The following is a 14,579-nucleotide window of genomic DNA, read 5'->3' as shown; positions in this document are numbered from 1 at the left end:
ATTGCTTTCAAGCAATCGGCTTTTTTAATTTTGTATAGTATATCCGATTATATTGATTGATCAGCTCGTCCAAAACCATAGATTGCCTGAGTACATCAATATGGCTTAGTCCATATTTTTCTTGCAAATCATAGAGTCGTTGTCGATTGTTCTCCAATCGCTGTTGCAAAGTTACCTCACTTTCCATCATACATCCCTCCTCAGTTGGTACTTATTTTAGGATGCCATGTGTATTTTTGGGAAATATGAAAGTGCATGAGGATATCTATTCTAATCTTGGTGTTTGTATAGATTAAAACATATCCTTTTCAAACAATCATTTTATCCCCTACTAGGGTCACCTGTGATGAGTGAAAAAACTTAGGTATTTCGGATACGAAGTTAACAGGATGGAGGTATTTTCTGAAAAAATCGGTTTCTTATAACTTGATGAGTTGAATATACGAGAGTTTAGTTATGAAAAATATCTGGTGAACCGACGATTTGGACTTACCAAATCCACAAATCACTGAAAGAACACTCAGATTTTTCTGAATTAATATTTTTAAAGATTACTGACTATAACCCAAAGTACGAGTACTCTTTTAAGGTCAAATTATTATAAAAAACTTGTTGCATCAAGCTTGGATGGAACTACCTGGATTCGTTCATATGGACGATAGAGCATAAAAAAGGATACATAAACATATCATAAATTTTGGAATTTTCATAGTTTTATAGTCAATGACATAAAGAGGGTTTGTTGCTATAGTTTGGGGCGTGGGGCGATTTAGTTCTCTCCTTTCACCTTAGAACTGCAACAGTGAGTGTCTAATGAATAGAGGGACTCAAAGGGCTGTGTGCAAACCTCATGCATCTTAATGGGGAGCACATCATAAAAGGAGGTGTCCTTTTATAGAAAATTAGAGGAATGGAATTTTATCAATTTGTTTTAAAATTATATTAAAATTTAGGGAGGATATAGAATGAAGAAGGGGAATATCCATAAAGTTATGACTAAAAAAATCGTTACAATTGCTGCACTTACTATTTTATCATTACACAGTTCATTGTTTTTTTCTTTGCAAGCCTCTGCTGCTACCACATCCTTATTGTCGTGGGATTTAGTTGATTCTACTAAGCACCTAGAATGGGGAGGAAGTACAGCTTATCAAACTTCATTTAATGCCGGGGTAAATACCTGGGAAAATTATAAATTTGGCATTATTAGACCGGACTATGCATCAACTATTGAAGATGTTACTTTGTCCGATTATTACGATATAGATAACTATGCTGCTCTAACCTATCCATCAGGTAGGATGACATTCAATCAATATCGAATGAACCAGTTGAGTTCTGCTGAGAAACAAAATGTTGCCACTCATGAGCTTGGTCATGCTCTTGGGTTGGAACATAATACAAGTAATGATTTAATGTATGCGTATGTTACGTCTATAACAAGGCTCAGCGCTAATGATAAAGCTTCATACGATCTTGCTTATAAAAGATACTAATTAAGGAGGTACAACCAATGAAAACTAGCATGAAGAAAGCATTTATGATCTTGTCCATTTTCACTACGGTTGCAATACTGGCTTCTGGCTGTTCAAATCCTAAGATAGACAAGAATATAACGAAATCTGGCGAAATTCCAACTAGCTATATACAAGCATCATTTGTTATAGATATAAATAACCCCAAAGAGGTTGTAGGTTATGCTGACTATGCATTTGTAGGCCTCGTAGAAGAAATGACGGGAACGGAGTATAAATTTCCTGTCACGAAAGAAACGGAGGATGGCCCCAAAGTATTGACGATGCCCTATACGAATTATTCGGTTAGAGTGCTTGATAATATAAAAGGTAATTTAAAGAAGGATGTTTCCATTCCAATTCAAAAAAACGGAGGTCTGAGTGATGATAAGAGCGAATATTTCTTAAATGAAGACGATCTTCTTCCACAGGAAGGAAAAATTTATGTATTCACTGCTAACGCACGGCCCGATGGTTCTATGTTAGTATCAGGCCCTAATTCTAACATAGAGGTAAAAACAGATGTTTTTTCGAAAAACAGTATCCAGGCGCTTAGTGAAGAGAGCATTGCTAATGAACTAACCAAGACAGAGGAGTATAAAACGTATCAAGATGCCTATAAAAATGAGATTGTTAAAGATCGAGAAAGATTTATTTCCAAGTATGAAGCTCCTTAATATGAGCATTCTGCTGCGAAACTCTAAATACCAATTTCTGATATAAATTTTTGTGAAGCAGTCTAAACCTCTACTATAAGGGATTTAGACTGCTTTTAATCTAAAGTTCAAGAATGAATTATACGGTAACTTATTAAAGGAAGAACCCATTTGATTTTTATATTGTATCTTTAGGCAATTGGTGGCAGCGATTAAGCGATTAAAAGAAGGAGGTTAAACTTGGACCCTCTATTTATGTGTATATTTAGGACAACTCAGTTATCCTTCACTTTACTTGCATTTACTCTGTTCAGTACATCTCCTGTAGTTAATGCAGCTCAAACCGATTATTCTTTGAACTTTAGCGGAACATCTTTACTTAAAGTAAACGATTATGATGTCCTGTACAGCGCTCCCGTGGGCCCATATACAAATAAAGAAAATCGTTTAATGGCTCCCCTTCGTTCTGTGTCTGAACTTCTTGGTGCTAAAGTTGAATACAATTTGAAGTCACAGGAAGCTATTATCAACTGGAAAAAAGACAAGATTGTGTTTTACAAAGGTAAGGATATGTATGAATTGAACGGTGAGACTGTACAAATGGATACCTAATCCTGAACTGAAGCAGAATTCTTTTATCATTCCACTTGGTGTATTACTAAGAGCTATGGATATTCCATTTGAATATAAAAATAATAAGGTTGTTTTGCAAAATGAATCTTTTAACCAAAGTAAGGTTCTTCAACATGTCACTGAATTGGATTGGGGGAGAAACAATATATTAGATAACAATTCTATTTTAGACGTTCGTGATTTTAAAATAATAGCCAAGACAAATTCCTCAGGAGAACTAGAGGGTAATTTAACTGTAAGTGCTTTGAACCGTTCAGGTTCTGCGATTAAGGAAGGCAAGGAGGATTTACACGAAATATTTGTCTTTAATCAAACGCTTAACATGGATGCTGATCAGGCTTCCGTAGATATTCCCGATAGAAAGCGTCCAAAGATTGAAAAGGGAAGCTCGGTTTCTCGAAGCATTTCATTTCTCACTATAAAAGATCCTCTTCAATATGTATTAGTTGCTGGTAGAACGATAAAAACAAAAGATGAGCTTAAGTGAAAAAGATAAAAAATAGTCCTTCACGCCTTGTTGGATTTCGGCTTCTGATTTACCATGGAGAAGGTAAAAACCTCTCTTTTTGGGGATGCGAAAAGTAGGATTCAAATGTATATCTTACACTTTGAATTTTGATCTTAGGGAGGCTTAAAACTGAAAAAGTTATGTATATTTTTGTTATTTATCTTGTTTGTAGGCTGTAGCAACGATACGAATTCAAGTATTGAGCAGAACATAGTACCTAATGAAAAGACGGAGCAGGGCTACTCCTTAGGACTTTACAATAGCAATTCCACCATAGAAGCCAAGCGTTCATTTCATATAAAAGATGAAATTTTTGAAAAAAGTATTATATTTGCGAATAAGACTAATCAGGAGAAGACATTTATATTACTTGTTTTTGATAATGGAAAGCAAAGAAACTTTAAAATACATGATAATGATATGCGGTACTTTCGCTTTACTTTAGCTAAAAATCAAAGTGAGACAATTCCTGTGAAAATAGAAGGTATCACAGACGGATTCCATGCGACAAATTTTATCATTCTCAAAAATCCAGATGAAGTTGTGACAGATAGCAGCACCTTAGCAAAGGCCGATTCTCTATCTCAAACATATAATATTCGAGTAAATTTGTTTAAGAACTTGGAGAAAATCCCTATGGAGCGGCCTCAACAAGTGCATAGTGAAAAATTAAAAGAAGCGCGTATAGATGGTATTTTTGTAGGTAAGCAAGGTGATGCTTATAAAGCCTTGTTACAAACGGAGGAGGATAATCTAAGATTCAACGTTCTATACGGCAACTTATCGGAGGAGTCAATTGATTTTTATATTGTATCGCTAGTCGATTGGGAGCAAGTAAATATAAATGGAAATCAAAATATTTATGATAAACTCGCTAAAGGAGAGAACAAAAAAATCACTGTATCTATAGACCATAAGAAGAATGGAAAAGTCATGATTTTATTCATGCTGACTAATCCATTTTCGCCCTTGCCTAATGATAATCCTTATACAGCAAGTCCTAATGCAAGTTTTAAAGTTAAGCTGATAGATTAATTTTTTTGAAGCTACAGTATTTTTTTGATTTCGCCCAGTCGATTGCTTGAAGGCATTCGACTTTTTTAATTTTGCGTAGTACACCCGATCTTGCTTATAAAAGATACTAATTAAGGGGGGGTACAACCAATGAGAATTAGCATGAAGAAAGCATTTATGTTCTTGTCCATTTTCACTACGGTTGCAATACTGGCTTCTGGCTGTTCAAATCCTAAAATAGACAAGAATATAAAGAAGTCTGGCGAAATTCCAACTAGCTATACACAAGCATCATTTGTTATAGATATAAATAATCCCAAAGAGGTTGTAGGTTATGCTGACTATGCGTTTGTAGGCCTCGTAGAAGAAATGACGGGAACAGATTATAAATTCCCTGTCACGAAAGAAACGGAGGATGGCCCCAAAGTATTGACGATGCCCTATACGAATTATTCCGTTAAAGTGCTTGATAATATAAAGGGTAATCTAAAGAAGGATGTTTCCATTCCTATTCAAAAATTTGGGGGACTGAATGATGATAAGAGCGAATATTTCTTATTTGAAGATGATTCCCTACCACAAAAAGGAAAGGTATATGTGTTCACTGCGACCGCAGAGCAGGATGGTTCCTTGCTCGTATCAGGCCCTAATTCTAACATAGAGGTAAAAACAGATTTCTTTTCGAAAAAAAGTATTCAGCCAATTAGTGAAGAGAGCATTGCTAATGAACTAACCAAAACAGAGGAGTATAAAACGTATCAAGATGCCTATAAAAACGAGATTGTTAAAGATCGAGAAAGATCTACTTCCAAGTATGAAGCTCCTTAATATGAGTATTCTGCTGCGAAACTCTGAATACCAAGTCCTGATATAGTTTTAATTTTTTTGTAAAGCAGTCTAAACCTCTACTATAAGGGGTTTAGACTGTTTTTAATCTAAAGATGTATATTCTCTTACTTTGCAAATCCTCAAAAGAAAAAACCAGCTCTAGGAGCTGATTTTACGGGAGAAATCGTTTTAATGAAATCTTCAAACCCCACCATGTTGGTCAAATAGTTTGTAAGTAGATCCATTTTCTAGATGCTGTATTGGAATGATCACTATTGTCACTAACAGAGTAGCCTTAAATTGCTCAAAATAATTTCAAGATGTGTGATACTATGCCCCGCCGCCATGATGACTGTTCGGTTTAAAAACAATCTCATGACTTTGAGCTGGAACGACCAATAATAGCAAGAAGCTAGTTATCACGAATAGCACGATTAATTTTTTGATCACGCTTTTTCACACACCTTTTTAATAATATTTTGGTATGCTGTTTCTGTTTCAATCGTTACATGCCATTTGAAGTCTTCAAATAAACCTACACACTTAATGACGAAAGTTTCATTATTTATTGTAGCAGATTTTTCCAAACATATGATCAAATAATTAAACCCGCATGCATAATTTTCATTTACTAAATAATACTTTGCCAGTTCATGCAAAAATAAAACGAGCTGGTCAAATACTTTTTGTGGGATATAGATGCTGTCAGGTCGCTGTTGAATATATTCCGTTATTTCCAATTCAAATTCTTGAAGTATATCGTCTACATTAATATGATATTGGTTAGCGGCTTCAACAATGTTGCACAAAGTGATAGGAAGCTCATCTTTATCTAACTTGCTATATGCCAGGTAATCAGGAATTACACTTGTATCTCCAGATAAAAGTTTATTGGCATAAGAGTTAGCCTCTGCCCACTCTTGGAACAGTTGCTTCCAACGCTTAGCTTCCGAACTTGTTTCCTTTACCCAACTTACATCTTCATAAGTATGAATATACTTTAGTGCCTGCTCGTAGTCCTTACGCTCTTGACAAACAATTGCATGAAGCAAATTAGAATAGGACAAATAATAAAATAACGGTCTGCTCGGTCTCTTCGGGTTTGTTTTTTTCTTTCGCTCTTGATGGTAGGTCAAACGATATTGAATTTTGGCTTTGCGTTCCAATTGATGAGCCCATTTATCCAACTTGTCCCACTTTCGCGTCGAAAGATATGTATTGGCTAAATCTTTTAGCGCATCGAGTTGGTTTATCTCATCCAATCTTTCAATAAAAAACTCAAATTGAGTGGCAGCTTCGAGATTGAGTGCCTGGTCGTCCCCTTGCTTCGCCATAAAAATGCGGTACTGACAAAGGGCTAGTCGCTCAGAGTGCTGCTTTTTCTCACCGACGGCTATGCTCTCATACAGGATGATGGACGCTGCAAACTTCCCTTGTTGGAAAAAGTCCTCAGCTATGGTAAACAGGGCATCGGCGTATGCCAGCTTTTCCATGAGCAAGCTGACGACCTGCTCAATACAATCCAGCATGTCCAACTCCGCGCAATTGTACAAAAGGGGTCTGACTCTACGGATGTTAGGGGTTGTTGAACTCAAAAATTCCTCAATATAATTCTTGTAAAAATGCCCTTTGGAGTGGCCTAACGTATCTGTAATGCGATCTAACTGATGAACGGAGAGTGCACGGTTGCCTGTGACGATCCCGCTTATTGTGCCTGGATTGATGTCTGCCACCAGACCGAATTGGGTAATGTTGAACCCATTCTGTTTCATGAAATTTTCCAGTTCTGTGCGTATCGTGGTTGTAGGTTCCAAATTGTAACAACCCTTTAACGTAACGTTTTATGTAGTCCGTTAGATACTGATCTATAAAGATATTTCTTGGGACAATCCGATGCTAAAATATAAAGCTATTCTGGGAGATATTATACCATCTTATGGATGTATTATATATACTTTTCAAGTAATTACTTTTTGTGAATTATGGATGTGTAAAGCTGGAGAACTATCGAGGTTCAAAGCACAAACGACCCTGTATATCTTGAGAAAACCAAGACACGCAGGGTCGTTCTATGTGAACAGGCTCACCTCACTGCCTGTAACGGCAAGTTTCAGCCTACCGCTTGGCCAAGGCCAATATTTCATCTGCAACGAGATCAGGGCGGTATTGATGAATATAATGCTCGGTATTCTTAATCACTAATTGCTTGGATTGCAGGGACCAAGAAGTAAATTCCTTTTCGTACTTGCTCCAGGCGTCATTGGGAACCCCTAAGTAATCGGATGTCAGCACGGTAAGTGGGAAATGGAAGGGCTGTTTGTTATCCAATACGACCTTTGCATTCGCCCGCGATTGACGCAGCTCGTCCTCTATATTGGGATTTTCAAGCTTAAGCAATGAGGCTGTCAGGTCAATCTCCTTCAAATCATCCGGTACGAACTTCAAGCCGTTGCGAGTTGCACGTGAGTTTTCGATAATACTGTCAGAGTGAAAAAGCATCCGAATTACGCCTGTTTTTATAAGCAACTGATTGATAAAGCCGCCGCGTACTGGCTCCTCAGCATCAGCATAGTAATATTCGGGGCTTCCGCTATCCAACATCACGATGCCTTGTACCTCGTCCGGGTATTTCTGCGCAAACCGGAGCGTTTCGAGGGAGCCTAGTGAATGTGCTGCAAGCAGGTAAGGTGGCTTTTGACCAGAGACCTGCAGCAATTCGTGTATTTCATTCGTTATGGTATCAATGTCACGCTTCTTGTCCGTCGTATCACTATACCCATAGCCGAACCGGTCATAAACTGCAAATTTAACATATGGTGCAAGCTTATCGTACAGTGGGGAAAAATCAACATACGGATTGGCCGTGCCCCACCCGGAAGCGAATACAACCGTTACTTTCCCTTGTCCTCCGGTATATAAATGCATATTATGCCCATTCACATTGTATAGCTTTCCGCTGGGGGTATAAGATTTCAGATCCTGCCGAGTGCTTACCTGTTCATATATCACACCTGATGCCAGAAGAACCAAAATGGCCAGAAACCCGAACATAACCGTCTTCCCTAATCTTTTAAGCCATTTTTTCACTTCTCGCACTCTCCTTTATCTCAACTGCTACTCTCCTTATGTTCTCCTCATTATAAATGCTTAATCTTATCCAAGAGAAAACAGCAGCTTAATTTTAACTTAATTATCTTTTATGTATTACGTTGTTAAATAAAGCCGGAATCCACCTAAAATGTTGAGAGGGAATTGAGGCCAACATCCTTTGAATGTGGAGCCATTCAGATGTCCAGGCGACTCCATCGTTTCCTCTACAACTTATATACAGGGGGAAATTCAAAATGGCTAGAAGTGCAAGCACCTATGCATCTGTAATTGACGGTTTTAAGGTAGAAACGAACAAAAAGTATTCGCCGGTAGGTGGAACGAAGTGTAATATTTTTGCGCAAGATGTGATGGCGGCTATGTCGGCTGACTTACCAAGTGGCTTGGCCAATCAGATGGCTGATGCTTTATCCGGTAACAATACGCCAGGATGGTACTCCGTAACCTTTCTGGATGCTCAAAAAAGAGCCAACCTCGGCTACCCTACCATCGGGATCAAAAAGGCGGACGGGCATGGTCATGTCGTCGTTGTCAGACCGAAGGGTTCATCAATTACGATCTTAAAAGAGGTACAAATTGCTCAGGCGGGGACCAAAAATTACAACAGTAATACTATTAACTACTCATGGGTGGCAGCAGATCTGCCTGGAGTGAAATTCTACACGCACGATTGATTTCTTTGAAATATTGGCAATCTAAAGAGCTCGGAGGCAGATCGAATGGATCTGCCTCCGAGCTCTTTTTTTTATTTTGAAACGGAACGTTTGGATATAATGAACGCTTTGCCTGGCTTGATAAAAGCAACAGCATAGCCATTGGAGAAGGAGGAGGATTCCGCCCTGTACTCAAGCTTGGTCAGCAACTGGCCTTGACGATTGATGTAACCGAATTTTCCGTCTGAGACGGATGAATTTGCTTGTTTACCCACTAAAGCAATACCTTCCTTGAACGGGAACGTAACATCATATTTTTGTTGATATTGAATGACCAATGCTCCGCTTTTATCAATAAATCCGACCTCGTTTTTCGCATTTTTTACACTCGCCAAGCCTTCACTGAAATCCTGGGCATCGGAAAATTTAAAGGGAGTAACGGCTTTCCCCTGTTTATTAATGTAGCCCCATTTTCCCTTGGCATTTTGTACAGGAGCCAGCCCTTCCGAGAAGTCTCCTCCCGATTTATATTGAAGAGGAATAACCTCCTGTCCTGAGGTATTTATATATCCGTACAGCCCCTTGCTATTCTGCACAATAGCCAAGCCATCCGAGAAACTGCGACTATATTTGTATTTATAGGGGATCGCTAATTGACCAGAAGCATTAACAAAACCGATCTTGCCTGTGTTGGGGGCGTAGGCAAGCGCCAGACCGTCCGATAATAGATATTCTGTTTCAACATTTTCTTTCAATGGAGTAAGGATTGTTCCTGTACGATCAATAATGGCATTTTCTTTGGTGGAGGCTATGGTGATCTTGGCCTTTCCTTCGCTAAATGAACTAGCTTCGGTGTATTGGCAAGGAATGACCACTGTTCCTTTGGTATTCATGTACCCATAGAGATTGGTTTTTGTATTTTTCACGACGGCTCGTTGCTCATGAAAATCACCAATGGGTTTAAGCTCGGCGGGGAGAGAGAACGCTTTTTCCCCTTTGGTATTGTAAAACACAAGATTTCCAGCGGATGTTTCAGCGGCTAATAAGCCATCATGAAAAGCGCCATCGCTTTCGGGCCGAGCAACGTTGTAATCCAGCGATGTTTTAGAAACTTCAATGGCTGTTGAACTACTACTGGGAGCAGCCCACCCCGTTCCCGAAACTGTAACGCTGGTACATAGAATCAATATTGCTAATCCAAACTTTTTTAACATGCATAAGCTCCTTTGCAAGTTGATTTACCATAATATAGACGAATGATATGTAAGAATGTTTCTTACAATTCTAAATATTTCTAATTTTTAGATCGAAAAAGATTTACTTCCCATTATGATGCATCCTGAGTTATCTCAAAAAAACAGAAAGGGAGCAAGTCAACGCTTGTTCCCTTTCCTATCTAAATTTTGCAGCTAAGTTTTTCGGATGCTCGGCAGCGAATTGCCGTTACGCATAAACTCATATGACACCTTGATCTCCGTTACCCGCAAGCCTTCTGTCTCCAACTCCATAATCAAACGATCCAGCAGATCGTAATTACCACATGGTAGGATAGAATGACATATTCATTCATTGTGCGCTGTACGGATTAGTGCGGTAGGTCAACGAAAATTCACCCAATCCGTCAAAGAGCTTGTCCACCAGGTAGGCAGGATCATACAGCATCCGACCTGATCCCAAATCACGGTAGTTCTCGAAGCTCCAGCCCCATGGCGCATTAGCGGCGTTGGCGCGGCCATTGTCGCCCTTGAACGTGCCGTAGCTGCTCCACAGGTCCAGCGTAAAATCGTTCCGCAGTGGCCACAGCGAGGTTTCCAGCGGGATCAGTTCGTACCCCATACGCTTGCTATCGTCAAAATTACCGATTTTGGAGTCCCATAGCTGTCCACCGGAGGCGTTGAGATTCACCGGAGTTCCGGCCTGAAAGACGTAGCCGGATTTGCCTTTGGCGCCTTTGCCGTTGTAAGGCTTGAGCGCGTGTCCGAAATCACCGTCCGATTCGAGGAAGGACTCGTCATTTTGCGCACTGTATACCAAGGGATGAGTGCCGGAGGCGCTCGTTTCGGTGGTGAAGTTGCTGTCATAGTAAACTGAACTCATTCCCGGATCATACTGAACCGCCTTGTTGGCAGGGCCATACATGCCCAGCTTGGCGTGTCTCGGCATCAAAGCCAATTCCAGCTCGCCGTTCGGATTGGTCACCTTGGTGCCGTCTTTTTTGGCTGTGCCTGGCTTGCGGATCGTGAACATCATGCCTTCCATGTCATTTTCATGATCGCCCAGCGTCCCTCGTGGATCATGTGTAGCGTAGAACAGATCATAGCCGATGAAATAGTGGGTATCTGATTCCACGACCGACCAATACACGCTTGGCTTCAAGGGTAAACTGCTGCCTTTGGCATACTTGCCGATATTATCCCAGTTGTTTAGCCCTGACCAGTCGCCGTCAAAGTTTACAGGAATCGGAATATCCCCCTCGGGGTTGTTTCCTACATCCTGATACAGTACAGGCGACCAGTATTCCGCAAGTCTGGATTGCTCGAATGCGCTCAGACCCGCTGCTGCTGCCTTGGATGGAGCCACAGCGGGTGCGATCAGGGTCGCCCCCAGAATGATAACCGCTGCTACTGCTTTGCTTCCTTTTTTCCACATGATAAACACACTCCTTCGTTTTGTGAGATTTCTAATTCCAGTGGAGCAGATTGACGATACCGTAGTGCGTGGCAAACACCTGATAGATGATGCCGCTAATAATAACCTAGGAAATAAAATGTGGAAGATATAAAATGGTTTGCGATATCTTCTGAATGCGGGAGGAGGTCAGCTCATGGAGCATCACCGCCAGCAGCGCATATAGCTGCCAGTCTATTTCATTTTTTTCCAAACCTGACGATATACAGTTCTCTCTTTTTTCGAAGAATACCTGCCTGCCCGCACAGTTTCTACGTTCGTATTCATACAGCGGCCTTTGATGAATCCTTCCCGTATGGATCGTAGGTAATAAGATGCGTTTCACAATTCCGTTATTCCCCGTCTGTGGACCCTCGGGATATAAAAATAATTAAGTGGAGACATTTTCAAACTTTCGTTAGAATTATGGCATGTGAATATTTGAGAACCATAAAATAACCCTAGAATTTTCTTATGCTTACGGAGGCTAATCCATTGAAACCAAAAATAGAAGATGTAGCAAAGCGTGCGGGTGTTTCTCCAACGACGGTTTCCAGAGTTATGAATAACAGGGGATATATCAGTGAAAAAACACGTTCGTTAGTATACGACGCTATGAAAGAGCTGAACTATGTACCGAACGAAATGGCCAGATCGCTATTATCCAAACAAAGCAACATTATAGGATTGATTTTCCCAACGGTGAGTAACCCCTTTTATGCCGAGTTAATATTTCATATTGAACTCGCTTGCGAGGAACTGGGGTATAAAGTTTTTTTGTGCAACAGTTTGAAAAGTGCAGAGAAGGAAGCCAATTATTTGAGTATGCTGCTGCGGAACCAAGTGGATGGAATTATTGTCGGCAGTCATAACAGGGGGGTATTTGATCGAGTAAACTCTTCATTCCCGATTGTCTCCATTGACCAGTATATTTCTGAAGAGGCGGTTGTCGTTTCTTCGGATAATTATTTGGGTGGGAAGCTGGCAACGGAACATTTAATTCATAAAGGCTGTCAAAAAATCATTCATATCAATGGGCCGTATATGCTGCAAACCGATACACATTTGCGTTTGGAGGCCTACCAAAAAACGATGGAGAATCACGGGTTGGAGTCCATTTTTTACGAAGTCCCAAGGTCTTTTGATCAAGAATTATATAAACAAATCATTCATCAGATTTTTAGTGAGCATCCAGATGTGGATGGTATTTTTGCGAGTGATGATATCTTGGCGGCAAACGTTTATTTTGAAGCCTTGAAGACAGGTAGACGTGTGCCGGAAACGTTGAAAGTTGTTGGATATGATGGGACAGAGACGGCCCAAGCCTTTATGCCACAGTTAACCACCATTCGTCAGCCCATTCAGCAAATGGCCCGGCAAGCTGTAGAAATTTTGAACAAACGAATTAATGGACAGGATTACACGGGGGACTTAAATCCGCTGCTCCCTGTTCATTTGATCCTTGGGCAGACAACCTAGAATGATGGCCGTTCCCCTATTTCTTTTGTTGGGTAACGGTCATTTATTTTTTTGAAAAAAATTATGTCAATCGTTTGACATGTCAATCCTTTAGTATATAATATAAATTATTATAGAACGTTTTCTGAAAACGCTTTACTTGCAACGTGAATCTCACATAAGGGGACGAAGAAGATGAGCAATAAGTTAAGCCTCAAAGAGAAGTTAAGCTATGGAATGAGTGATACCGCTTACAATTTGGTATTCACTGTTGTTTCAACATATCTCATGTTTTACTACACCGATGTTGCAGGACTAAGTCTCGAATCTGTCGGTCTGTTGTTTTTAATTGTCCGTGTACTCGATGCCTTTGCCAGTCCGATCTTCGGGATTCTCATTGATAGAACCAATTCAAAGTATGGTAAAGCACGGCCCTGGTTTCTATGGTTGGCAATTCCATTCGGGATGATCACGGTGCTGTCTTTTGCTGTAGGTTATTTCGATGATTCTTATAAACTGGCTTATGCCTATATTACCTACATTTTACTGAACATTATCTTTGCAGGTATCAATGTACCTATTTCGGCGATGCTACCGAGTCTCACTGCGAATCCACTGGAAAGAAGCTCGGCCAATATGTTTCGTAATATCGGTGGACAGATTGGTGTGTTGGTATCAGGTGTGGTTGCTCTTCCATTGGTCATTTTTTTTGGAGGGGGGACGAACCAAAAAGGATTTATATTCACCATGGGGATATTCTCCGTGTTATCCGTAATTATGTTTCTATTAACGTTTAGGAATACGAGAGAGCGTGTTCAATATGATCAGGGTAAACCGGTTCCTTTCCGAGACAGCATTAAGGCGCTCTTGCCCAATTTTCCATGGTGGATGCTTGCACTGACTAATTTTGTGATCTTTATCGGCGTGGTGGCCAAAGGATCTACCATGATATTCTTCTTTAAATACAATATGGGAAACGAAGGAATGAGCTCGCTTGCCAATGGGATTAATGCAGGTGCCATGATCATCGGTATGTTGCTAGTTCCATTTATTGTGAAGAAAATGAAGAACCGAAATCTGGTTTTGATCGGGTTGCTGATCAGTATTCTGGGACAGATTGTGATGTGGATGGGTTCGATGGAGCCTTCTGTTGCTCTTACACTGTTTGGTGTTGCTCTGGGATCGTTTGGTTTGGGGGCTGCGCAAAGTACGGTTTTTGTTATGTTTGCCGATACCGTCGATTTTGGAGAATGGAAGTTTGGTGTCAGAGCTCAAGGTCTGTTAACGGCAGCCGGAACGATCGGAATTCAGTTTGGCGCAGGGATTGCAGGAGCCTTAACATCCAAAATTCTGGCTAAGGGAGGGTTTGTAGCTAACATGGTGCAGACAGAATCTGCATTGCAGGCCATTACAACTAATTTTGTCTGGATTCCTGCGATTGCATTTGCGATATGTATGCTCTTCATTTATATGTACCGGATTGACTTTGTCCAAAGCCAAATGCGTGCAGAGCTGACTGAAAGAAGAGCGGCTCAGTAAC

General features: G+C 40.2%; 15 protein-coding genes. 9 read left to right on the top strand and 6 right to left on the bottom strand.

Going from position 1 to position 14,579, the window contains the following annotated elements; translation table 11 throughout:
- Positions 1-7: 7 nt before the first annotated feature.
- The gene (locus NST83_RS24465; protein ID WP_342418038.1) at positions 8-187 is read right to left on the bottom strand and encodes an aspartyl-phosphate phosphatase Spo0E family protein; all 180 of its coding nucleotides are present in this window, start codon (positions 185-187) and stop codon (positions 8-10) included.
- A 778-nt stretch (positions 188-965) separates the two neighbouring features.
- Here NST83_RS24465 and NST83_RS24460 point away from each other — a divergent pair.
- From NST83_RS24460 to NST83_RS24435, 6 genes are all read left to right on the top strand, one after another.
- A complete protein-coding gene (locus NST83_RS24460; RefSeq protein WP_342415988.1) occupies positions 966-1,496 on the top strand; it encodes a matrixin family metalloprotease in 531 nt (176 codons plus the stop codon).
- Positions 1,497-1,513: 17 nt separating this feature from the next.
- Positions 1,514-2,191: a cell surface protein gene (locus tag NST83_RS24455; protein ID WP_342415987.1), complete on the top strand. Its 678-nt coding sequence runs from the start codon at positions 1,514-1,516 to the stop codon at positions 2,189-2,191.
- Positions 2,192-2,410: 219 nt separating this feature from the next.
- Entirely contained in the window at positions 2,411-2,782 is a 372-nt protein-coding gene (locus NST83_RS24450; protein WP_342415986.1) for a copper amine oxidase N-terminal domain-containing protein, read from the top strand.
- A 55-nt stretch (positions 2,783-2,837) separates the two neighbouring features.
- Positions 2,838-3,290: a hypothetical protein gene (locus NST83_RS24445; protein WP_342415985.1), complete on the top strand. Its 453-nt coding sequence runs from the start codon at positions 2,838-2,840 to the stop codon at positions 3,288-3,290.
- Between the two features lie 171 nt (positions 3,291-3,461).
- The gene (locus tag NST83_RS24440) at positions 3,462-4,346 is read left to right on the top strand and encodes a hypothetical protein (RefSeq protein WP_342415984.1); all 885 of its coding nucleotides are present in this window, start codon (positions 3,462-3,464) and stop codon (positions 4,344-4,346) included.
- 129 nt (positions 4,347-4,475) lie between these two features.
- Positions 4,476-5,153: a cell surface protein gene (locus NST83_RS24435; protein ID WP_342415983.1), complete on the top strand. Its 678-nt coding sequence runs from the start codon at positions 4,476-4,478 to the stop codon at positions 5,151-5,153.
- 446 nt (positions 5,154-5,599) lie between these two features.
- On the opposite strand, the gene NST83_RS24430 is transcribed toward NST83_RS24435, so the two are convergent.
- Complete coding sequence (locus NST83_RS24430) at positions 5,600-6,967, bottom strand: transcriptional regulator (protein WP_342415982.1); 1,368 nt, start codon at positions 6,965-6,967, stop codon at positions 5,600-5,602.
- Between the two features lie 301 nt (positions 6,968-7,268).
- Entirely contained in the window at positions 7,269-8,240 is a 972-nt protein-coding gene (locus NST83_RS24425) for an alpha/beta hydrolase (protein WP_342415981.1), read from the bottom strand.
- A 257-nt stretch (positions 8,241-8,497) separates the two neighbouring features.
- Between NST83_RS24425 and NST83_RS24420 the strand changes: the two genes are divergently transcribed.
- Entirely contained in the window at positions 8,498-8,935 is a 438-nt protein-coding gene (locus NST83_RS24420) for a hypothetical protein (RefSeq protein WP_137060807.1), read from the top strand.
- 71 nt (positions 8,936-9,006) lie between these two features.
- Here NST83_RS24420 and NST83_RS24415 read toward each other — a convergent pair whose 3' ends face one another.
- From NST83_RS24415 to NST83_RS24405, 3 genes are all read right to left on the bottom strand, one after another.
- Positions 9,007-10,128, bottom strand: coding sequence for a WG repeat-containing protein (locus tag NST83_RS24415; RefSeq protein ID WP_342415980.1), 1,122 nt, complete (start codon positions 10,126-10,128; stop codon positions 9,007-9,009).
- A gap of 352 nt (positions 10,129-10,480) precedes the next feature.
- Positions 10,481-11,563 (bottom strand): hypothetical protein, encoded by a 1,083-nt coding sequence (locus NST83_RS24410; RefSeq protein WP_342415979.1) that lies wholly within the window; start codon positions 11,561-11,563, stop codon positions 10,481-10,483.
- Positions 11,564-11,669: 106 nt separating this feature from the next.
- Positions 11,670-11,927, bottom strand: coding sequence for a hypothetical protein (locus tag NST83_RS24405; RefSeq protein WP_342415978.1), 258 nt, complete (start codon positions 11,925-11,927; stop codon positions 11,670-11,672).
- 149 nt (positions 11,928-12,076) lie between these two features.
- Between NST83_RS24405 and NST83_RS24400 the strand changes: the two genes are divergently transcribed.
- Together NST83_RS24400 and NST83_RS24395 are read left to right on the top strand one after the other, a co-directional pair.
- Positions 12,077-13,060 carry a LacI family DNA-binding transcriptional regulator gene (locus tag NST83_RS24400; RefSeq protein ID WP_137060804.1) on the top strand — a complete coding sequence of 328 codons (984 nt, stop codon included), beginning with the start codon at positions 12,077-12,079 and terminating at the stop codon, positions 13,058-13,060.
- Between the two features lie 174 nt (positions 13,061-13,234).
- Positions 13,235-14,578 carry an MFS transporter gene (locus tag NST83_RS24395; protein WP_342415977.1) on the top strand — a complete coding sequence of 448 codons (1,344 nt, stop codon included), beginning with the start codon at positions 13,235-13,237 and terminating at the stop codon, positions 14,576-14,578.
- Position 14,579 lies beyond the last annotated feature (1 nt).

Source organism: Paenibacillus sp. FSL R10-2782 (genome assembly GCF_038592985.1).
GTDB lineage: Bacteria > Bacillota > Bacilli > Paenibacillales > Paenibacillaceae > Paenibacillus > Paenibacillus terrae_C.
Note: the sequence above shows the minus strand (reverse complement) of the source record. Positions and strands in the feature narration are given on the sequence as shown.